This window comes from Micromonospora auratinigra (assembly GCF_900089595.1).
Taxonomy (GTDB): Bacteria; Actinomycetota; Actinomycetes; order Mycobacteriales; family Micromonosporaceae; genus Micromonospora; species Micromonospora auratinigra.
The window spans coordinates 6,139,794-6,160,226 of record NZ_LT594323.1; the positions used below are offsets into that span (position 1 = coordinate 6,139,794).

Here is a 20,433-nt window from a genome sequence, read left to right on the forward strand (position 1 = left end):
CATCAATGCAACGCCCATCCCTCGGGACCGCTGCCTGCCCGCCGGGTCAGCGCGTGTCGTCCAGCCGGGTCCGCTGCTGCGGGGTCAGCTCCAGCTCCACCGCGCCGAGGGCCTCGTCGAGCTGGGCCACCGACGAGAAGCCGACCAGCGGGATCGTCGGCACGTCCGCGCCGAGCAGCCACGCCAGCACCACCTGGTTGACCGTCGCCCCGGTCTCGGCCGCCACCGCGTGCAGCGCGGCCAGCCGGGCCGGGGTGCTCGGCACGTCGTACTCCGGGCCCAGCCGCTCCGGCCGGGCGTACGCCCCCTTCAGCAGCGGCCCGTACGCGACCAGGGTGAGCTGCGGCTCCGCCCGCAGGTAGCTGGCCAGGTCCGGGCCGACGAAGCCGACGTCACCGTCCGGGTCCAGCTCACCCGGCAGGTCCAGCCGCCGCGGCAGGTAGCTGCGGTGGTACTGGAGCACCTCGTACCCGGGCAGCCCGGCGTCGGCAGCGAGTTGCCGGGCCCGCTCCACCCGCCAGGCCCGGTGGTTGCTGGCGCCCAGCAGCCCGACGGTGCCCTCCGCGACCAGTTCCGCGAAGCCCTCCACGGTCTCCCGCAGCGGCACCGCCCGGTCCTCGATGTGGGCGTAGAGCAGGTCCAGCTTCGCCGTCCCGAGCCGCTCCCGGCTGCGCTCGGCCGACTCCCGGATCACCTTCGCCGACAGTCCCTCCGGGTTGTCCAGGTAGCCGGTGCCCGGGGCGAGTGGCCGGGCGCCGAGCTTGGTGGCGACGACCACCTCGTCGCCGATGCCCCGGCTGCGCCGCCAGCGGCCCAACAGCTCCTCGCTCTGCCCGCCCTGCCCGCCGTCGTGCCAGAACGCGTAGTTGTCCGAGGTGTCGACGAAGGTGCCGCCGGCCTCCACGTAGCGGTCCAGGATGGCGTACGAGGTGGCCTCGTCGGTGGCGCTGCCGAAGAGCATCGCGCCGAGGCCGAGCACGCTGACCTCGCGGCGGGTGGCCGGGTCGGTGCCGATGGTGCGGTATCGCATGGATTCCTCCCCCGTCGAAGTGACCCGACCACCCTCCACCCTGGAGTGCACTCGAGGTCAAGCGCTCACCAGGGCAGCACGCCGTACCCGCCGTCGGCGTCGGCCAGGTGGCCCCAGAGCTGCCCGCTCGGCCCGTCCGCCGGCAACGTCGCCAGGTGCACGCTCACCTGCGCCCCCTGCTCCGGGGTGAGGAAGCCGCTGTGCCCGTTCAGGTCGGTGGCGCAGTACCCGGGGTTCGCCGCGTTCACCTTGATCGGGGTGTCCCGCAGCTCCTTGGCGTACATCGCGGTGACCATGTTCAGCGCCGTCTTCGACGACGGGTACGGCACCGAGGTCAACGCGAAGTAGGGGCCGTCCGGGTCGGTCATCGCGGTGATCGAGCCGACCTCGCTGGAGACGTTCACGATCCGGGCGGCGGGTGCCCGGCGCAGCAGCGGCAGCAGCGCGTTGGTCACCGTGACCACCCCGAACACGTTGGTCTCGTACACCTCGCGCAGCGTGGCGAGGGTGGTCTCGCTGGGCAGCGCGCCGCCGTCCACCCGCAGGATGCCGGCGTTGTTGACCAGCACGTCCAGCCGGCCGTACTCCCGCTCGACCAGCTCGGCCGCGGCGGCGACCGACGCCTCGTCGGTCACGTCCAGCGGCACGAGGCGGGCGTCCACCCCGTCGCCGCGCAGCTTCTCGGTCGCCTCCCGGCCGCGTCCGGCGTCGCGCGCGCCGACCAGCACGGTCCAGCCGAGCGCGCCGAGCCGGCGGGCGGTGGCCAGGCCGATTCCCTTGTTGGCCCCGGTGATCAGGGCGATCGTCGTCGTCATGGCAGCGAGCCTGCCGCCGTCGCCGCACCGGCGGGAGAGACCCGATGAGGCTGGTACCGGCGGTACCACCCAGGTCACGGCACGATGCGGCAGGCTGGAGCGCATGGGGATCCCGCGTCGCGACGAACTGGCCGCCTTCCTCCGGGCCCGCCGCGCCCGGCTGCGCCCCGCCGAGGTCGGCCTCCCCGAGGGGGTACGCCGCCGCACGCCGGGCCTGCGCCGCCAGGAGGTCGCCCAGCTCGCCGGCATGTCGATCGACTACTACATCCGGCTGGAACAGGGCCGAGGGCCGCAGCCGTCGGCGCAGATCCTGAACGCGCTGGCCCGGGCGCTGATGCTCAGCCGCGACGAGCGGGTGTACCTGTTCCGGCTGGCCGCGGACGAGTGCCCGCCGGACGCCACCGGCCCGAGCCGGCAGGTCACCCCGGGGCTGCGGCACCTGCTGGACGCGCTGACCGAGAGCCCCGCGTACCTGGTCGACGCCGCGTACGAGGTGCTGGCCGGCAACCGGTTGGCCGCCTGGTTCGTCGGTGACCTGGCGACGCAGCCGGCCGGCGGGCGGAGCATGGTCCGCTGGATGTTCCGCCAGGACATCCCGGACGCGCACTGGGACGACCCGGAGATCCAGGTCTTCGCCCGCACCACCGTGGCTGACCTGCGGGCCGCCTACGGCCGTTACCCGGCCGACCCGGCGCTGGCCACCCTGGTCACCGAACTGCTCGGCACCTCGCCCCGGTTCGCGCGGCTCTGGGCCGAGCACGAGGTGGCCGAGCGCCGCCCCACCGTCAAGCGGATCGAGCACCCCGAGCTGGGGCCGCTGGAGTTCGAGTGCCGGGTGCTGCACGTGCCGGAGACCGACCAGCGGCTCATCGTCTATGTCGCCGAACCGGGCTCACCGACCCGGACGGTGTTCCGCCGGATCGGTGAGCGTACGGCCGCCGGTGGTCAGCCGGGGTAGACGGTGACCGTGGTGGTGCGGCCGTTCCAGGTGGCGGTCAGGGTGCCGAACCGGGACGGGTCCAGGTCGGCCGCCCCGGTGACCGGGAAGACCGCGCCGGGGCTGCCCGGCGGGACGTCGACGTACGCCGGGACGGTCACCCCGGGCAGGTCGATGGAGAGGGCGACGCGGGCGCCGTCCGGGCCGGCCACGTCACCGAGGCCGACCACGTGGTCGACCGTGCCGCCGATCCGGACGAACCCGGGACCGACCGCGAACGTCGACACCGGCACGGCCGCGACCGGCGCGCTGTCGCGGCTGGTGCCCAGGTAGGCACCGGGGTTGCCCTCATTGGGCACACCGTCGCCCCACACCGGGACGGTGAAGCTCGCCGTGGTCGCGCCCGCCGGCACGACCACCAGTGGCGGCACCGCCACCCGGACCCCGCCGTAGGAGCTGTTCGACCACAGGTCGACGTTGACGCCGCCGGCGGCGGCGGGCGCGGTCAGCTCCACCGTCCCGGTCACCGTCGCGCCCTCCAACACGACCCGCTGGTCGAAGCGCAGGTCCTTGACCCCCTGCACGGCCGGGTCGGGCGGCACCACGGTGACCTTGCCGGCCGGCACGTACCCCTGCCCGGGTGCGCTCGCGGAGACGGTGATCGAGGTGGGCCCGCTCACCCCGGCGGTGAACCGCGCCGGGAAGGTGAAGCTGGAGCGCCCCTCCGGCACCACCAGGTAGCTGCCCACGAAGTCGGTGTAGACGACGTCGGAGACCGAGAGCCAGAGCCAGAGCCCGCCGGCCGGGGCGGGCGCGCTCAGGTGGATCGTCTGGTTGGCGAGCTGCCCGGCGGTGATGGTCGACGGGCTGACGCTGCCCCCACGGACCACCGGCGGGGTGCTGGTGGTCGGCGGTGGCGTCGGGCTGGGGCTGGTGGTGGGGCTGCTGGTCGGGCGGGGACTCGCCGTCGGGGTGGGACTGGCGGTCACCGTCGGGCGGGGGGTGGGCTTGCCGGGACGGCCGTCGGGGGCGGCACCGGCCCCGACGGGGGCCAGGGCGAGCAGCGCCACCGCGACAGCGGCGGCGCCCAAGGGTCTGAACAGAGTGGACGGTCGCATTCCGATACCCCGTTTCGTGCGGAAGGGAGACCAGTCGAGCCAACCTGCCCGCCCGTCCGCTCGCCAGTCCGGCACCGGGTCCGTAGCAGTCTCGTAAGGAACGGGCCCCGGAGGATCCTCCGGGGCCCGCTGGTCGGTGCCGGTCAGCCCGGCACGTAGTCGAAGGTGTCCGGGTTGGGGCCCTGCCGGCCGGCCTCGGCCTTGTTCAGGCCGTCGATCCGGCCCATCGTGGCGTCGTCCAGCTCGAAGTCGAAGATCCGGAAGTTCTCCTCGATCCGCTTCGGGGTGGTCGACTTCGGGAAGACGATGTCGCCGCGCTGCACGTGCCAGCGCAGCACCACCTGCGCCACCGTCCGGTCCAGCCGCTCGGCGATCTCCACCAGGGTCGGGTCGTCGAGCACCTTGCCCTGGGCGATCGGCGACCACGCCTCGGTGACGATGCCGTGCGCCTTGCCGTACGCGCGCACCTCCTCGTTGCCGAAGTACGGGTGCACCTCGATCTGGTTCACCGCCGGCACCACGTCCGCCTCGGCGGCCAGCCGCTCCAGGTGCGCCACCTGGAAGTTGGAGACGCCGATCGACTTCGCCCGGCCGTCGCGCTTGAACTCCTCCAGCACCTGCCACGTCGAGACGAAGTCGCCGTCGTAGAGGGTCGGCAGCGGCCAGTGGATCAGGAACAGGTCGAGGTAGTCGAACTTCAACGCCTGCAACGTCTGCTCGAACGCCTTGCGGGCGTCGTCCGGGCGGTGGAAGCCGTTGTTGAGCTTGCTGGTGACGAAGACGTCGCCCCGGTCCAGCCCGGAGGCGCGGATCCCCTGCCCGACCTCGGCCTCGTTGCCGTACATCTGGGCGGTGTCGATGTGCCGGTAGCCCACCTCCAGGGCCTTGCCGACGGCCTGGGCGGTCTCCTTCGGCTCGATCTGGAAGACCCCGAAACCGAGCTGCGGGATGGTGTTGCCGTCGTTGAGCGAGATGTCGGGAACGGTGTTCGCGGCCATGAAGAGCCTCATCTCCCATTCGTCGGGGGTCGCCCGGGGCGCGTCACGCGCTCGGCCCGGGCCGTGCCATCCCGGATCTCTACCCGTTCGGGCCGGATCCTCACGGTGGGTGGCCGGTGATCTGCGCCAACCCGCCGGGCGGCCTGCGCCAGCCTGCCGGGGCGGCCGGCGGGGAGGGCACCCACTCCGGCCGCCCGTACGGTCAGCCCCAGATCGCCCGCGCCCACTCCGGGTGGTCCACGAACGGGTTGCGGTTACCCTGCCAGCGCTCGTAGATGCGCTGGTTGCGGCGCTGCTCGAAGGCGTCCGGCGGGTCCAGCTCGTTCCAGGCCAGCAGCTTGCTGATCCGGCCCAGATAGGGCGCGGTGCCGTTGGTGACCGAATCGTTCGGCTCCAGGTTCGGCCAGCCGTCGTCGCCCTCGTACCGGATGGCCATGTAGAGGATCATGCGGGCCACGTCGCCCTTGACCGCGTTGCGCGGCTCGAACGAGTCGGCGTCGGTGTAACAGCCGGGCGCCTCGGCGACCGCGCTGCCGCCCGAGTCGAAGTCCTTGTTGCCGCGCAGCGAGTTGACCGACACGTCCTCCGGACGCAGGTGGTGCACGTCGGTGCCAGGGCCGTTGGCGGTGCCGAAGTCACCGTGCGACTTGGCCCAGACGTGCTCCCGGTTCCAGTCGTCGACACCGCCGCCGTTGCTGGTCTTGCTCTGCGAGCGGCCGGTGTAGAGCAGGATCACGTTGGCCGGGTTCGCCGGATCCTGGTCGGTGTCCTTGAGCGCCTCCCACACCTGGTCGTACGTCAGCACGGTCTGCACCCTGATGATGGCGTGCAGCGAGCTGCGCAGCGCCGGCCCGGTCCTGCCCACCGCGCTCGCATAGTACGTCGAGTCGTACGGGCCGCCGGTCGGCGAGACCGTCGGGGAGGCGGTCGGGGAGGCCGTCGGCGACGGGGTGCTGCCGCCACCGAACGTCATCGCGGTCGGGCTCTTCAACCCGCCGTGGCTGAAGTACGCGGTCAGCGTGCCCGTCGCGGTGATCTGCCTGCCGCGCAGCGACGGGTTGGTCAGCAGCCCGAAGTCCGCCCGCCAGGCGGTGGTGACCTGGACGTAGAGCATCCGGGCGGTGCTGGTCTCGGTGGCCGTGTCGGCGATCGCGATCGCGGTGTCGGCGGTGTAGTTGGCGGTGAGCACGGTGGTCGTCGAGGTGGGTTGACCGATGACGTACCCGGTGACGGCCGCGGTCCGGCCGTCCTGGGCGGCGAGGGCCTGCGCCACCGTCAGGGTGGTGGCCGCCGATGCCGGACCGGTCACCACCACGGGTGTCACGACGGTGACGGCCAGCACGACGGCCGCGATCAGCCGCCCGGGTCGCGAGCGGATCACGCTCTTCATATTCATGACCGGCGATGTTAGTCGGCGCGGGGTGAACTGCGGGAGATCACCGGGGCAACTTTTCGTCCTGCCCGGCCTCGAAGAGCACCGGCCAGGGCCGGGCGGCCGGCGCGAGGGGTACCGGCGGGCCGGGTTCCGCCGCCGGGCCGAGCACCTCGGCCGCGAGCTGCCCGAACATCGGCGCGGCCGGGTGCGCCGCCCGGGCCGGCCAGGCCGCCGACGTACGCCGGAACAGCGGCGCGCCGACGATCGGCCGCCACGCGATCCGCGGCTCCCGGCGGGCCGTCGCCTCCGGCTCGATCGCCACCGACCCACCGGCCAGGACCAGACCGAACAGGAACTCCGGGTTGCGGGCGGCGCGGATCCGGTCCGGGTGGAAGCCGTGCTCCCGGCAGACCGCCAGCACGTGGTCGTGCCAGCCCGGCGCGGTGGCCCGGGGCGCGGTGACCAGGTCCAGTCCGGCCAGGTCGGCCAGCGCCACCTGGCGGGCCCGGGCCGGCGGCGCGTCGCGCGGCAGCAGCACCCCCACCGGCACGTCCACGGTGGGGCCCAGGCGCAGCCCCGACCCGGTCACCGGCTGGTGCAGCAGGCCCACGTCGAGCTGCCCCTCGGCGAGCATCCGCACCTGCTCGCCGCTGGTCAGCTCGTGCAGGTCCACGTCGAGGCCGGGCGCGCGGGCGGCCAGCCCGTCGAGCAACGCGCGCAGCGTCACCGCCGGGGTCTCCGGGGGTACGCCGGCCCGCAGCACCCCCAGCGCGCCGCGGCGTACCTGGTCGATCAGGTTGCGCAGCCGCCGTTCGCCGGCCAGCAGCTCGTCGGCCTCACCGAGCAGCAGCTCACCGGCGGTGGTGAGTCGCACCCGCCGCTGCGACCGGTCGAACAGGACGACGTCCAGCTCCCGCTCCAGGCGCTGGATCGACTGGCTCAACGGCGGCTGGGCCATCCCCAGCGCCTCGGCGGCCCGACCGAAGTGCAGCTCGCGGGCGACCACCACGAAGTGCCGCAGGTGTCGCAGCAGGTCCACCTCCCGCACCCTACGCGGGCCGGTGGCTAGCGTGGCGGGGTGGACGTGGCGCAGCGGATCGCGGAGATTTTCGGGCGGGTTGGGGTCGACGGCTGCCTGCACGTGACGGACGTGGACGCGCCGCGGCGGGAGATCGCCGTACGCGCCGACGAGCAGATCGTCATCGCCTCCGTCTTCAAGATCTTGCTGGTGCTGGAGTTCGCCCGGCAGGCCGTCGCCGGCCAGCTCGACCCGACCGAACGGGTGCTGGTCCGGGCGGCGGACCGGCTCGGCGGCTGGGGGGTGGCCGGCTGCGCCGACGACGTCGAGATCTCCCTGCGCGACCTGGCGTACTTCACCATGTCGGTCAGCGACAACACCGCCGCCGACCTGCTGCTGCGCCGGGTCGGCCCGGACGTGCCGCCGATGCTCGCCGCCGAGCTGGGCCTGGCGCGTACCCGGATCCGCGGCGGGCCCCGGGAGCTGGTCGAGCTGATGCTCGCCGACGTGGGCGCCCGCGACGAGGCGGAATTCGCCCGGGTGTTCCCCACGGTGAGCGCCGACCGGGTGCGGGCCATGCGGGTCTTCGACCCGGCGCACACCACCTCCAGCACCGCCCGCGAGCTCACCCGGCTGCTGGAGCTGATCTGGCGGGACGAGGCCGGCCCGCCGGCCGCCTGCGCGATGGTCCGCGACCTGATGGCCCGGCAGCTGTTCTGGACCCGGCTGGCCGCGGGTTTCCCGCCCGGCGTCCGGGTCGCGGGCAAGACCGGCAACCTGCCCGGCCTGCACCTGGAGGCCGGCGTGGCCGAGTACCCCGACGGCGGCCGGTACGCCGTCCTCGTGCACGCCCGCACCCGCCGGCTCAGCGTGCGCCGGATCGACGTCGACCTGGCGATGGGGGAGGCGGCCCGGGTCGCGGTCGAGGCGCTGCGCTGAGTTTCCCGCCGTCCGTCGCCCGGCGCACCCGGTTCGATCTGCGGTGATATCCGGTCGCATATCGACCGTGCCGTCAGCCGATCTTGGACAGTGGCGGCCGTGCGGTGATGGGCTGGGCGCACCGATCACCGAACCGCAACGGGGAGGAACCACCATGCCCGCAGACCGCCCGTACGACCGCCGCCGCCTGCTCCGCGACGCCGCGGTGGGCGCCGCCGCCGTCTCCACCGCCGGTCTCGCCACCGGCGTGCCCGCGCGGGCCGCCGCCCCCGCCCCCGCCGGCGCGCCGATCACCGCCGCCCGGGCCCGCCGCTCCGGCGCGGTCAGCTTCCGCTGGTGGGGTACGGCCGGCTGGCGGATCGACATCGGCGACCGGACCGTGCTGGTCGACCCGTACCTGAGCCGCTACGACACCGGCCTGTTCACCGGGCGCTTCAACCCGGACACCCCGTTGACCGTGGACGCCGCGCGGATCGACCCGCTCGTGGACCGGGCCGAGAACATCCTGGTCACGCACACCCACTGGGACCACTTCAACGACGTGCCGCACATCGCGGTCCGCACCGGCGCGCGGGTCGTCGGCACCCTCACCGCCTACCACCTGGGGCTCGCGTACGGGCTGCCGGCCGGAAGGCTCGCCCCGGTCAAGGGCGGCGAGGTGCTGGACTTCGGCGACTACACCGTCGAGGTGGTCAGCTCGCTGCACAGCCGCAACGGCTCCTGGTCGCTGGCCTTCCCCGGGGTACGGGTCAGCCCGCCGCCCCGCCCGGAGAAGATCTCCGACCTGCCCGAGGGCGACACCCTGGCGTACCAGATCCGGGTCGCCGGCGGCCCGTCGGTGTTCTTCACGGGGGCCAGCGACCTCAACGAGCGCAACCTGACCGGCCTGACCCCCGACGTGGCGATGGTCGCCTCCGCCGCCACCACCTCCACCGCTGACTACGTGCCCCGGCTGATGGCGGCGCTCGACCACCCGAAGATCGTGGTGCCGGTGCACTGGGACAACTTCGAGACCCCGCTGACCAACCCGCCGACGGTGGCGGCGAGCGACCGCGAGCGCCTCGACGACCTGATCGCGGCCGTGCGCAAGGCGTCGCCGCGCAGCCGCGTGCTGCTGCCCGAATACCACACCGCGTACCACTTCTGAGCCCAGCGGCGGCGGGGCCCGGCCGGGCCCCGCCGCTCAGTCGGCGGTCAGGTCGCGCAGCGCCAGCACCGACTTCCAGTTCCGGGTCGTCGCCACCACGCCCAGGCGCTTCTCCAGGTACGCGTTGGTGAACTTCGTCCGCCCGTACCCGCCGTCGGGGAAGTGTAGGTGCACCTCCCGGCCGGTCACCTCGTACTCGACGTGCTCGCCGGCCGGCACGGTCAGCTCCTTGACCCTGGCGGCGGTGGGCGCGGCCGACAGGAAGGCCACCAGCACCCGGGTCGGGTCGTCCTGCCGTCCGGCGTACGGGCTCGCGTCGGCGACGGCCGCCAGCTCCCCGCCGCTGCGGACCAGCACCGGCACCCGCAGCCCCACCTCGTCGGCGAGCTTCTCCGCGATGCCCTCGGCCAGGGTGCTGTCCTTCGTGGGCGGGCTGCTGAACACCACGTTGCCGCTCTGCAGGTACGTCGTGACGTCCTCGTGGCCCAGCTCGGTGACGAGCCGGCGCAGGTCGGCCATCGCCAGCCGGGTGCCGCCGACGTTGACACCCCGCAGCAGGGCGGCGTAGCGGGCCATCCCGGCCTCCTCGTCTCAGCGTTCCTTCGCCCACCCTAGGCGGCCGAGCGGCAGGGATAGCTTGGCAGCGCCTACAAACTTGATGTCGTAAACGGTTCTGGCTCAGGGAGGGTGCGGGCTCGCGGAGGGCGCGGCCAAGGGGACGGTGCCGGTCACGCGAGCGGCTCGGGCCGAATCGTTGACGTCATCACGTTTGCAGGTATCGCGGAGCGCTCCCCACCGCCGTCGTGCCGGCGCAGCGGACCATGCCCACCGCCCACCGCCCACCGCCCACCGCCCCGCCGGCCCGCCGCCGGCCCGCCGTCAGCCCGCCGCTGGCCCGCCGTGTCCGGCCCGTCCGGCGACGGACCGGCGGCAGTGTGGGCCGGTGTTACAGTCTGCGCGGCCCGGCGGAGCTGTTCGGGGGGAGGCGACCACCTTGGCCACGTTCCGTGACACGCTGTCGCAACTGCTGAAGGCCCGGATCCCGGTGCTGCTCGTCGAGTCGTACGAGGAGCAGCGGGTGATCGCCGAGATCGCCGCGGTGGCGCAGGACGCGTTCCGGGTGCGTACCCCGCGCCGGTTGTGGGTCTGGACCGCGACCCGGGGCCTGACCGCGCCGGACGGCGGCGCCCGACAGGGCACCACCTCCGCCACGGCCGCGCTGGACGCGGCGCAGCGGATCGACGAGCCGGCCGTGGTCGTCCTCGCCGACCTGCATCCCGAGCTGGGCGCGGGTGGCCGTCCCGCCGACCCCGGGGTGGTCCGCCGGCTGCGTGACCTGGCCGCCGCCTTCCGCACTGGCCCGGTGCCGCGCACCCTGGTCCTGGTCTCCCCGGTGGCGCACCTGCCGGTGGAGCTGGCCAAGGACGTCACCGTGGTCGACTTCCCGCTGCCCGACGAGGGCGAGATCCGCGCCGTGCTGGACGCGATGATCGGGGCCAACGCGGGCACCGGCCGGATCCGCATCGACCTGGACGAGCGGGGCCGGGAACGGCTGGCCAAGGCGGCGCTCGGGCTGACCCTGCACGAGGCGGAGAACGCCTTCGCCCGGGCGATGGTGGACGACGGGGTGCTCGACGCCGCCGACCTGCGGGTGGTGCACGAGGAGAAGCGGCAGGCGGTCCGCCGCTCCGGGCTGCTGGAGTTCGTGGAGGACAGCGTCGCCCTCGGTGACGTCGGTGGCCTGGAGAACCTCAAGCGGTGGCTGGCCAAACGCGACGGCTCGTGGCTCGCCGAGGCCGCCGCGTACGGGTTGCCCACGCCCCGGGGCGTGCTCATCACCGGCGTGCCGGGCTGCGGCAAGTCGCTGACCGCCAAGGCGGTCGCCGCCGCCTGGGCGCTGCCGCTGCTGCGGCTGGACATCGGCAAGGTCTTCGCCGGCCTGGTCGGCTCCAGCGAGCAGAACATGCGCGCCGCGATCCGGACCGCCGAGGCGGTCGCCCCCTGCGTGCTCTGGCTCGACGAGATCGAGAAGGGCTTCGCCGGTGGCACCGGCGACTCCGGCACCTCGGCCCGGGTGTTCGGCTCCTTCCTCACCTGGATGCAGGAGAAGACCCGGCCGGTGTTCGTCATCGCGACCGCCAACGACTTCGCCGGCCTGCCGCCGGAGCTGCTGCGCAAGGGACGCTTCGACGAGATCTTCTTCGTGGACCTGCCGACCCGCGCCGAACGGGCCGCCATCTGGCGGCTGCACGTGCAGCGGCGGCTGCGCCACCCGGCCGTGGCGGGCGGCCTCGCCGTCGACCACGCCCTGCTCACCGAGCTGACCGAGCTCAGCGACGGCTACTCCGGCGCGGAGATCGAGCAGGCCGTGGTGGGTGGGCTCTTCGACGCGTACGCCGAACGCCGGCCGTTGCGCCGCGACGACCTGTTGCGGGCACTGGTCAACATGGTCCCGTTGAGCGTCACCCAGGCCGAGCGGCTGGACGCCGTGCGGGCCTGGGCCGAGAAGCGGGCGGTCGCCGCGACCGCCGCCGAGGACTGGGACCTCGACAACCGCTCCGCGGCGGCCGGCCGTGCGGGTGGCCCGCACGGCGGCCGCCCCGTGGAGTTCTGACCCGCCCACCGACCGACCGAGGAGCCCGCTCGGATGAGCATCTCTCTGATCCTGCTGCCCCTGGCGGTGGCCTCCGTGGCCGCCGCGCACGCGGCCACCGACCGCGACGACGAGGGCCGGACCGTCTGCCAGGTACGCACCCGGATGCGCGACGAGAACCTGCTCGCCGCCGCCCTGCGCGACACCGGCGCCACGGTCACCGCCGAGGCCGGCGCGCTGAGCGCCGACTGGGCCGGGGTACGCGCCGAGTTCCGGCGCGACGCCGACGAGATCTGGAGCGCGCACCTCACCGGGGACGTGGACGAGGCGCGGGCCACCGCGATCGTGCAGGCGGTCGACGCCGCGTACGGGCGGCAGGTGCAGCGCGCGGTCGTCGAGCGGCTGCGCGACCGGGCCCCGGTCGCCGGGCTGCGCCTGGAGTCCGAGCAGGTCGCCGAGGACACCTCGGTCCGTCTGGTCTTCGCGGTCGAGGGGCGCAGCGCGTGACCGGCCGGCCTCGGGTCGAGGTGACCGTGCACCCGGACGGTTCGGTCACCGCGCAGACCCACGACGTGCTCGGTGAGCGCTGCCTGGACTACGTGGCGGTGCTGGAGGACCTGCTGGCGGCGCGGGCGGTGGACAGCGCGTACACGGCCGACCTCACCCGCGCCGAGGCGACCGCCCGGCAGGAGGAGCACGATGTCGACCGCGCCTGACGGCGGCTGGCCCGGCTTCCCGGCGGGCCCGCCGCCGGGTGTCTGGGGCAAGGGCGACGCGGCCACCCCGGTCCCGTCCGGCCCCGGGCCGGCCGTCGACTGGAAGTGGCGGCTGCGGCACAGCTGGTGGCTGCTGCTGCCGCTGCTCGGGTGCAGCTGCCTGGGCGGGGCCGGCCTGCTCTACGTCGGGCTGCGGGCCCGCCGTCCGGCCTGGTGGATCCCCGGGGCCGCCTACCTGGTGCTCGGCTGGGCCGGCTTCCTGCTCGTCGACGGCAAGACCGGCACCACCAGCACCCGCGACAACATCGGGGTCAGCCTGTTCCTGGCCGCCACGTTCGCCTGTCTGCTGCACTCCGTGCTGGTCAACCCCGGCTGGCTGCGCTGGCGGGCCGGCTGGCGGCCCTGGTACCAGCAGCCGGCCGGCGCCGGTCTCGCGCCACCGCCGGTCGGCTGGCCGCCCCCGGCCGTCAGCGGCTTCCCGCCGGCCTACCCGGGCAGCCCCGTCGGGCCCGGCCCGGGCTCGCCGATCGCGCCGGTCTCCGGGCCGGGATCGCCCTTCGCACCCACCGGGCCCGGCCACGGGCCGCCCGGCGGACTGGTGGCACCCGGCTACCCGACGGCCTCGACCTGGCCCGCCGCCGACCCGGCGACCGCGCCCTGGTCCGCCGCGGTGCCGCCGACCGCGCCGTGGCCGGCGGCCCCGGCCGACCCGCCGCGGCCGGGCACCGCGGCCCGGGGGGAGCCGACCCGGCCGTGGGTCGACCCGACCGCACCGGCGGCCACCCCCGCCGCGGCGACCACGGTGGACGTGAACACCGCCCCCGCCGGGCAGCTCGCCGGCCTGCCGGGCTTCGATGCGGCGCGGGCGCAGCGGGTGCTGGGCGAGCGGGAGCGGCGCGGTGGCTTCGGCAGCGTCGCCGAGTTCGTCGCCGCCGCCGACCTGGCCCCGCACGAGTACGCCCGACTGCGCGACATCCTGGTCTGCGTACCGCCGGCCGGGCCGGCCACACCTGGTCAGCCGCATGGACGCGTACTCGATTTCTGAGGCCGGCCCGGTCGGCCGGCCGGCGGGCCCGACGGAACTGGTGCGGGTGGCCCGGTTCCTGCCCGCCACCCGGGCCGAAGGGCCGGGGGAGCGCACCGCCGTCTGGGTGCAGGGCTGCGCGGTCCGCTGCCCCGGCTGCTTCAACCCGCAGCTGTGGACCTTCCGGGGCGGCACCGCGACCGCGCCGGCCGACCTGGTCCGGCAGGTCCTGGCCGCCGGCACCGAGGGGCTCACCCTGCTCGGCGGGGAGCCGTTCGACCAGGCCGCCGCGCTGGCCGAGGTGGCCGCCGGGGTACGCCGGGCCGGCCGCTCGGTGATGACCTTCACCGGGTACACCCGGGACGGTTTGCGCCGGGCCGTCGAGGCCGGCCGTAACGACGTCGCCCGGTTGCTGGCCGAGACCGACCTGCTGGTGGCCGGGCCGTTCCGGGCCGACCTGGTCGATCCGACGCGGCCCTGGGTGGGCTCCACCAACCAGGAGTTCGTGCTGCTCAACGACCGGTTCCCGGACCTGCTCGCCGGGCTGCACGGCACCCCGGACCGGCTGGAGGTGGTGGTCGACCCGGCCGGTCGGGTCGAGATCAACGGCTGGGCGGAGCTGGACGCGCTGGACGAGCTGCTCGCCGGGGTCGAGCTGCGCCCGGCCCGACCGGAGCGCGGCTGACCGCGCCGGGTCGCCGGGGCGGCGGCCGCCGACTACCGTCCTGCCCATGCGCGTGCACCCCCGATACCTCACCGGCCTGCTGCTCGCCGCCGCCGCTGTCCTCTGGTGGGCGGTCGGCATGGCGGTGCTGCAACCGTTGACCGAGCCGGCCGGCCCCTGGTCGGAGCTGCTGCCCGGCAACAACACCTACTGGGCCCGGGAGGTGCGCCTCACCGCGCTGGTCGGGGTCCTGCTCGGCCTGCTGCTCGCCGTCGGGGGCAGCCGCCGGGCGCTGCCGGTCGTCGGGCCGCTCGGCGTCGGCTGGCTCCTCGCCGACCTGTTGGTGGACCGCGCCGACCTGGAGGGCCGGCGGTACGTGGTGCCGCTCGCCGCCGCCGGCTGCCTGGCGCTGGCCGGGGCGGTGGCGCTGCTGCACCGGCTGCGCGCCGTCCCGCCGGCCGCCCCGCCGGCCCGCCGTACGCTGCTGGCGTCGGCCGTGCTCGCGGCGGTGCTGGCGGTGCTCGGCGCGGCCGTGGAGTCCCCCACCGACCGGGAGCCGCAGCTGCGCTGGGCGGGTCTCGGCACCGGCCTGCTGCTGTTCGCGCTCGCGCTGGCCGCCGCGCTGGCGGCCGCCCCGGCCCTGGACCGGTCCCGCCGCCGGTGGGCGGTGGCGATGGCGCTGGTCGGCGTGGCCGTGGTGACCGGCATCCGGCTGACCCCGAACGACGCGGCGTTGCCGGCCCTGCTGGCCGGGGGCGTCGTGCTGGTCACCGGGCTGGTCGCCCTCGCCGGCGCGCGGCCGGCGCAGACCCCGGCCGGGCGCTGGTATCCCCTGGTGGCCGTGCTGACGGCGGTCGGGCTGCCGCTGCTGCTGCTCGGTACGACGCTGGCGATGATGGTGCTGCCGCTCGGGCCGGCGCTGACCAGGATCAGCGGCAACATCGCGATCAGCGACGCCGACAGCGACGCCCCGGTGGTCCTCGCCGGGCTGGTCGCCGGGCTCGTCCTCGGGGCGCTGCTGGCCCGGTCCGTGCCGGATCCCGCTGCGGCCCGACCGGTGCCGACGGGTCAGGGTTTGCGGTAGAGGGGCAGGCCGAGGGCGGTGCGTACCGTGTCGGCCTGGGTGCCGCCGTCGTGCCCGGCGGCGGCCCGGATCTCCCGGGTCAGCGTCGCGGCGCTGCTCGCCTCGGCGGCGGCCCGCCAGTGCCGCAGCGCCACCTCGTTCTCCTTGACCAGCGCGTCGACCGGGGCCTGCGCCTTCGCCGGCCAGGTGGTGGCGCGCAGCTGCTCGGCGTGCGCGGCGCTGGTGCTGGCGACCCGGCCGGCCAGGGTGCGCAGCGTCCGCCACGGCTTGCCGGCCCGCATCGCCTCGCGCAGCTCGTCCAGCGCGGTGTTGTACGGCGCGACGATCGCCAGGTACCGCCCCTTCGCCTCCTTCGCGGTCAGCGGGGCGGACGCGGTCGGGGACGGGGGCTGCCAGACCGGCAGGGCGACCTGCTCGGTGCCCCCGCCGCAGCCGGCGAGGAACAGGACCAGGACCAGGGCCGGGGCGGTGGGCCAGCGACGCACGGGACTTCCGATCTGGCGAGGGGCGGATCACCGGCGAGTGTAGGGGTGATCCGGCGACCGTGCCGGCCGCGGCGATCATTCAGCGACCGGGAGGACCACCTCGTTACGGCGCAGGAACCACGGCTTCCACGGCGGGTCGAAGCGGGCGTAGCGGACGGCGCCCACCGGGCTGAACCCGGCGGCGGTGACCGCCCGACCCAGCGCGGTGGCCCGCTGCTCGAAGGCCCGGGTGGTCCACCGGCCGGAGAAGCGCGCCGCGGCGGCGAGCTGCTCGGGGATCTCCCGGGTGGTGATCCGGGGGTCCTCCGGGGTGGGCAGCGTCGCCGGGGTGTAGCCGGTCGGCATGACGAACCGCACCAGCCAGCAGCCGGGCCGGTCCCCCTCCTCCTGCACCACCGGGGCGGTCATCGCGATCCGTTCCGAGCCGGCCGGCTCCTGCACCACGGGAGCGGTCATCGCCAGCTCCCGCCGCGACCGGTTGGCGCCGCCCAGGTAGCGGGCCAGCGGCCGGAAGGCGTCGTTGACGGCGGCCTCGAAGGACCCGTCGACGCGGACCTCGGCGACCAGGTGGGCGGGGTAGCGGCGCAGCTCGAAGCCCGGGTGCCGGGCCACCACCCGGTACGGCTGCCGCTCGGTCATCGCACGCTCCCGCTCTCGGAGTCCCACCGGGAACGCTACCCGCCGGGACCGCCCCGGTCCGCCGGACGCGGGACCAGCCGCCAGTACTGCCGCTTGCGCTCGTCGCGGACCACCACCCCCAGCCGGGCCAGCTCGGCGCGCAACTCGTCGGCCTCGGTGCCCCGGCCGTGCTCGACGGCCCGCTGCCGGGCCCCCAGCAGCACGTCCGCGCCGCCCGTCAGCTCCGGCAGCCCCGGCACCCACCGCCGGTACGCCGCCCGATGCGGGTCCTGCGCGAGCCAGGGCCAGCCCTGGGCGGTGAACGCGGGGCGCAGCCGGCGCGCGTCGAGGTCCGACTTCTCCCGGGCCAGTTCCCGGCCGTCGGCGGCCAGCAGCACGAGCGCCTTGCCGTCCAGGAGCACGCCGGCCACCCCGGAACGGGCGACGACCCGGCGGTGACCGTCGCGGCGCAGCCGCACCTCGGTCGGGTCGACGGACACGTGCAGCCGTTCCCGGGTGCCCACGTACGCGGTCAGCAGCCCGACCACCGCCGCCACGCCGGCACCGGCCAGGTAGGCCCGCTGCCCGGGAAGCCGGGTGAGCAGCGCGAACCAGCCCTGGAACGGGAACCACGGCAGGTCGACCAGCCAGCCGGCCGCGGCGGTCAGCGCCGCGCCCAGTCCCGCCCCCAGAAGCGGGAACCCGGCCCACATCAGCACCAGCTCACCGGCTCCGCCGCTGACCTCGACGACGCCGGGCTCCCGTGCGGCCACGGTCAGGACACCTCGCGCCGCAGCGTCCGGACCAGTCCCGCGACCAGCGGTACGGCCAGCCAGACCAGCAACGACACCGCCAGGCGGCCCCACTGGGCGGCGGTGACGTGCGCCTCCAGCAGCGGCCCCAGGGTGATCGAGGTGTCCAGCCACTGCGCCGGCCGGTGCAGCGCCTTGATCATGGCGGAGAGGATGCTCCACACCGTCGGCAGCAGCAGGTACGTGACGATCGCCAGCGGGGTGTTCAGCAGCAGCAGGCCGAAGCCCGCGCCCATCAGCCCGTTCACCACCTGGAACAGGGCCGCGTACGGGACCAGGTGCCAGTCCAGGGTCCAGGCGCCGGCCCCGCCGGTGGCCCGGGCGGCGAGCGTCCCGGCGGCGGCGACGGCCAGGCTCACCAGCACCGAGGCCAGCGCGGCGAGCACCACGGCCGCCAGTTTGGCGGCGATCACCCGGGCCCGGCGGGGCACCAGGGCGAAGGTGGTCAGGGCGGTGCGCTGCGACCACTCGCCGGTGATGGAGAGGATGCCCAGCACCGGCAGCAGCAGCCCGACCGGCAGCAGCGACGGGACGAAGAACGCCGTGAAGGTCTTCTCGGCGTCGTCGAGCACGAAGAGCTGCACGACGACGATGACGGCCGCGATGAGCCCGATGCTGATCAGCAGCCAGCGCCCGGCCCGGGTGTCGGCGAGCTTGCGCAGCTCCACCCCGACCAGGCGGGCCGGCGACGGGCCGGCCACGTCGACCGTCGGCGTGGCGGTGGGTGCGGTGAGCGTGGTCATCGGACGGCCTCCCTGGTCGACGAGCCGGCGGTGAGGGTGAGGAAGAGGTGTTCGAGTCCGCCGCTGCCGGCGGCGCGCAGCTCGGTGAGGACCAGCCCCGCGTCGGCGGCGGCCTGACCGACCGCGCCCGGGTCGGCCCGGACGACGAAGCCGCCGTCGGTGTTGGCGGTGGCCGGCAGCGCGGCCCGGTCCAGGGTCAGCCGCAGCGCGTGCGGGTCGCGGGCGCGCACCAGGGTGCCGGCGCCGGCCAGCAGCTCGTCCTTGCCGCCCTGCGCCACCACCCGGCCGCCGCCGATCACCACCAGCCGGTCGGCCACCGCCTCCACCTCGCGCAGCAGGTGCGAGGAGAGCAGCACGGTGCCGCCCCGGTCGGCGAAGTCGCGCAGCAGGCCGCGCATCCAGAAGATGCCCTCCGGGTCGAGGCCGTTGGCCGGCTCGTCGAGGACCAGCACCCGGGGGTCGCCCAGCAGCGCCAGCGCCAGGCCGAGCCGCTGGCGCATCCCGAGGGAGTACGCCCCGACCCGCCGCCGGGCCGCGGTCGCGTTCAGCCCGACCAGGTCGAGGGTGGCGGCGATCCGCCCCCGGTCCACGCCCATCGTCGCCGCCGCCAGGGCCAGCACCTCCCGGCCGGTACGCCCCGCGTGCTGCGCCGACGCGTCGAGCAGCACACCGATCACCCGGCCCGGGTTGGGCAGGTCGCGGTAGGGCCGGCCGACGACGGTGGCGCCGCCGGAGGTGGGCGGGGTCATCCCGCAGAGCATCCGCATGGTGGTGGACTTGCCGGCGCCGTTGGGGCCGAGGAACCCGGTCACCGTGCCGGGCTCGCAGCGGAACGAGACGTCCTCGACGGCGGTGTGCGGGCCGTACCGCTTGGTCAGGTGGTCGACTTCGATCATGCGTCGAGCCTGCCGATGCCACCCGGTCGGCCGCTGCGGCCGGCGGTCGCGACCCGGTGATACCTCGGTCCACCGCCGACGTCGACTTTGGTAGCTGGTGACCGGCGGGAGCAGGTTCCTAGGATGGACCGGTGAGCAGCGCCGTCGTACCCGATCATCCCTGGCTGTTGCCGGGCTCCCTGGTCCCGGCGGCGGTGCGGCGCCGCACGCCCCGCGACTGGCTCGTCGACGCGATGGCGTTCCTGCTCTCCGCGGCCTGGGTGCTGCTCTTCGTCGTCGACTCGTCGAGCGGGTCGCCGCAGCTGGCACTGCCCGTCGGCCCCGGCTGGCTGACCGAGGTCGACATCGTCCTGGGGGTGCTCGCCACCGGGGCGCTCTGGTTGCGCCGGCGCTGGCCGGTCGGGCTCGCGGTGGCCACCCTGCCGCTGGCGCTGCTCTCGGTCAGCGCGTCGGTGGCGCTGCTGGTCGTCCTGTTCACGGTGGTGGTGCACCAGCCCCTGCCGCTGGCCGCCGCGCTGGTCGGCTGGCACCTGGTCACCGCGCCGGCCTACACCGCGCTGCACCCCGACCCCAGCATGCCGTTCTGGCCGACGCTGGCCTGGTCGGCGCTGTTCATCGGCGCGGTGGTGGCCTGGGCGCTGTTCGTCCGCGCCCGCCGCCAACTGGTGCTGTCGTTGCGGGACCGGGCCGAGCGCGCCGAGGCGGAGCAGCAGCTCCGGGTGGACCAGGCGCGCCAGCTCGAACGCACCCGCATCGCCCGGGAGATGCACGACGTGCTGGCGCACCGGATCTCGCTGCTCAGCCTGCACGCCGGCGCGCTGGAGTTCCGCCCGGACGCGTCACCGGAGAAGATCGCGAAGGCGGCCGGGGTGATCCGCGGCAGCGCGCACGCCGCGTTGCAGGACCTGCGGGAGGTGATCGGCGTGCTGCGGGCCGAGCCGGAGGGCGGCGCCGACCCGGAGCGGCCACAGCCCACGCTCGGCGACGTGCCCGCCCTGATCGCCGAGTCCCGTGCCGCCGGGGTCCGGGTCGCCGTGGTGGACCAGGTGGTCGACGGCGACGCGGTGCCGGCGGCGGTGGGGCGCAGCGTCTACCGGATCGTGCAGGAAGGGCTCACCAACGCCCGCAAGCACGCCCCCGGCGCGGTGGTCTCCGTCCGGCTGGCCGGTGGCCCGGGCGCCGGGCTGGCGGTGGAGATCGGCAACCCGTGGCCGGTGGGCGGGACCGGGTCGGCCATCCCGGGCACCGGCACCGGGCTGGTGGGCGTCGCCGAGCGGGTCACCCTCGCCGGTGGCCGGCTGGAGCACGGGCGTACCCCGGACGGCGACTTCCGGCTCTCCGCCTGGCTGCCCTGGGCGGCGTCGTGAGCGCCGTGCAGGGCGCGCCGGTCCGGGTGCTGATCGTCGACGACGACGCCCTGG

The 20,433-nt window shown here is 75.2% G+C and carries 22 protein-coding genes; 10 read left to right on the forward strand and 12 right to left on the reverse strand.

Annotated elements, in window-relative coordinates:
- Positions 1-46 precede the first annotated feature (46 nt).
- Both GA0070611_RS28070 and GA0070611_RS28075 read right to left on the reverse strand, forming a co-directional pair.
- Positions 47-1,030, reverse strand: coding sequence for an aldo/keto reductase (locus tag GA0070611_RS28070; protein ID WP_091671074.1), 984 nt, complete (start codon positions 1,028-1,030; stop codon positions 47-49).
- Positions 1,031-1,095: 65 nt separating this feature from the next.
- Positions 1,096-1,845 carry an SDR family oxidoreductase gene (locus tag GA0070611_RS28075; RefSeq protein WP_091671079.1) on the reverse strand — a complete coding sequence of 250 codons (750 nt, stop codon included), beginning with the start codon at positions 1,843-1,845 and terminating at the stop codon, positions 1,096-1,098.
- 103 nt (positions 1,846-1,948) lie between these two features.
- Between GA0070611_RS28075 and GA0070611_RS28080 the strand changes: the two genes are divergently transcribed.
- Positions 1,949-2,803 carry a helix-turn-helix transcriptional regulator gene (locus tag GA0070611_RS28080; protein WP_167604474.1) on the forward strand — a complete coding sequence of 285 codons (855 nt, stop codon included), beginning with the start codon at positions 1,949-1,951 and terminating at the stop codon, positions 2,801-2,803.
- On the opposite strand, the gene GA0070611_RS28085 is transcribed toward GA0070611_RS28080, so the two are convergent.
- From GA0070611_RS28085 to GA0070611_RS28100, 4 genes are all read right to left on the reverse strand, one after another.
- Positions 2,791-3,873, reverse strand: coding sequence for a hypothetical protein (locus GA0070611_RS28085; protein ID WP_157740404.1), 1,083 nt, complete (start codon positions 3,871-3,873; stop codon positions 2,791-2,793). The two genes, GA0070611_RS28080 and GA0070611_RS28085, sit on opposite strands and share 13 nt — an antisense overlap.
- Before the next feature lie 170 nt (positions 3,874-4,043).
- Positions 4,044-4,898 carry an aldo/keto reductase gene (locus GA0070611_RS28090; protein WP_091671085.1) on the reverse strand — a complete coding sequence of 285 codons (855 nt, stop codon included), beginning with the start codon at positions 4,896-4,898 and terminating at the stop codon, positions 4,044-4,046.
- Between the two features lie 202 nt (positions 4,899-5,100).
- A complete protein-coding gene (locus tag GA0070611_RS28095; protein ID WP_091671089.1) occupies positions 5,101-6,294 on the reverse strand; it encodes an endonuclease in 1,194 nt (397 codons plus the stop codon).
- A gap of 40 nt (positions 6,295-6,334) precedes the next feature.
- On the reverse strand, positions 6,335-7,312 hold the full coding sequence (locus GA0070611_RS28100) for a LysR family transcriptional regulator (protein ID WP_091673559.1): 978 nt from the start codon (positions 7,310-7,312) through the stop codon (positions 6,335-6,337).
- A 39-nt stretch (positions 7,313-7,351) separates the two neighbouring features.
- Here GA0070611_RS28100 and GA0070611_RS28105 point away from each other — a divergent pair, with 39 nt between their 5' ends.
- The gene (locus tag GA0070611_RS28105; protein ID WP_091671093.1) at positions 7,352-8,230 is read left to right on the forward strand and encodes a serine hydrolase; all 879 of its coding nucleotides are present in this window, start codon (positions 7,352-7,354) and stop codon (positions 8,228-8,230) included.
- 154 nt (positions 8,231-8,384) lie between these two features.
- Positions 8,385-9,377, forward strand: coding sequence for an MBL fold metallo-hydrolase (locus tag GA0070611_RS28110; RefSeq protein ID WP_091671098.1), 993 nt, complete (start codon positions 8,385-8,387; stop codon positions 9,375-9,377).
- A 36-nt stretch (positions 9,378-9,413) separates the two neighbouring features.
- Here GA0070611_RS28110 and GA0070611_RS28115 read toward each other — a convergent pair whose 3' ends face one another.
- Positions 9,414-9,953, reverse strand: a complete 540-nt coding sequence (locus GA0070611_RS28115) for a DUF1697 domain-containing protein (protein ID WP_091671101.1) — start codon at positions 9,951-9,953, stop codon at positions 9,414-9,416.
- Between the two features lie 418 nt (positions 9,954-10,371).
- On the opposite strand from GA0070611_RS28115, the gene GA0070611_RS28120 reads away from it, so the two are divergent.
- Genes GA0070611_RS28120 through GA0070611_RS28145 form a run of 6 tightly spaced genes read left to right on the forward strand, consistent with a single transcriptional unit; the run spans position 10,372 to position 15,458 of the window.
- A complete protein-coding gene (locus GA0070611_RS28120) occupies positions 10,372-11,991 on the forward strand; it encodes an AAA family ATPase (protein ID WP_091671105.1) in 1,620 nt (539 codons plus the stop codon).
- A 33-nt stretch (positions 11,992-12,024) separates the two neighbouring features.
- Positions 12,025-12,477 carry a hypothetical protein gene (locus tag GA0070611_RS28125; RefSeq protein ID WP_091671109.1) on the forward strand — a complete coding sequence of 151 codons (453 nt, stop codon included), beginning with the start codon at positions 12,025-12,027 and terminating at the stop codon, positions 12,475-12,477.
- The gene (locus GA0070611_RS28130) at positions 12,474-12,686 is read left to right on the forward strand and encodes a DUF2997 domain-containing protein (RefSeq protein WP_091671113.1); all 213 of its coding nucleotides are present in this window, start codon (positions 12,474-12,476) and stop codon (positions 12,684-12,686) included. The genes GA0070611_RS28125 and GA0070611_RS28130 overlap by 4 nt, the downstream gene beginning before the upstream one ends.
- Complete coding sequence (locus GA0070611_RS28135; protein ID WP_091671117.1) at positions 12,670-13,731, forward strand: ComEA family DNA-binding protein; 1,062 nt, start codon at positions 12,670-12,672, stop codon at positions 13,729-13,731. Before GA0070611_RS28130 ends, GA0070611_RS28135 begins: the two co-directional genes overlap by 17 nt.
- Positions 13,709-14,395 (forward strand): 4Fe-4S single cluster domain-containing protein, encoded by a 687-nt coding sequence (locus GA0070611_RS28140; protein WP_091671121.1) that lies wholly within the window; start codon positions 13,709-13,711, stop codon positions 14,393-14,395. The genes GA0070611_RS28135 and GA0070611_RS28140 overlap by 23 nt, the downstream gene beginning before the upstream one ends.
- Before the next feature lie 46 nt (positions 14,396-14,441).
- Positions 14,442-15,458, forward strand: coding sequence for a hypothetical protein (locus GA0070611_RS28145; protein ID WP_091671125.1), 1,017 nt, complete (start codon positions 14,442-14,444; stop codon positions 15,456-15,458).
- Here GA0070611_RS28145 and GA0070611_RS28150 read toward each other — a convergent pair.
- From GA0070611_RS28150 to GA0070611_RS28170, 5 genes are all read right to left on the reverse strand, one after another.
- Positions 15,443-15,943, reverse strand: coding sequence for a hypothetical protein (locus GA0070611_RS28150; protein ID WP_091671128.1), 501 nt, complete (start codon positions 15,941-15,943; stop codon positions 15,443-15,445). The genes GA0070611_RS28145 and GA0070611_RS28150 overlap by 16 nt on opposite strands.
- A 75-nt stretch (positions 15,944-16,018) precedes the next feature.
- Positions 16,019-16,582 (reverse strand): SOUL family heme-binding protein, encoded by a 564-nt coding sequence (locus GA0070611_RS28155; RefSeq protein WP_091671131.1) that lies wholly within the window; start codon positions 16,580-16,582, stop codon positions 16,019-16,021.
- Between the two features lie 35 nt (positions 16,583-16,617).
- On the reverse strand, positions 16,618-17,334 hold the full coding sequence (locus tag GA0070611_RS28160; RefSeq protein ID WP_091671137.1) for a YqeB family protein: 717 nt from the start codon (positions 17,332-17,334) through the stop codon (positions 16,618-16,620).
- A gap of 2 nt (positions 17,335-17,336) precedes the next feature.
- Positions 17,337-18,116, reverse strand: coding sequence for an ABC transporter permease (locus GA0070611_RS28165; protein ID WP_091671142.1), 780 nt, complete (start codon positions 18,114-18,116; stop codon positions 17,337-17,339).
- Positions 18,113-19,012 carry an ABC transporter ATP-binding protein gene (locus GA0070611_RS28170; protein ID WP_091671147.1) on the reverse strand — a complete coding sequence of 300 codons (900 nt, stop codon included), beginning with the start codon at positions 19,010-19,012 and terminating at the stop codon, positions 18,113-18,115. Before GA0070611_RS28170 ends, GA0070611_RS28165 begins: the two co-directional genes overlap by 4 nt.
- Positions 19,013-19,143: 131 nt before the next feature.
- On the opposite strand from GA0070611_RS28170, the gene GA0070611_RS28175 reads away from it, so the two are divergent.
- A complete protein-coding gene (locus GA0070611_RS28175) occupies positions 19,144-20,379 on the forward strand; it encodes a sensor histidine kinase (protein ID WP_091671151.1) in 1,236 nt (411 codons plus the stop codon).
- Positions 20,380-20,433 lie beyond the last annotated feature (54 nt).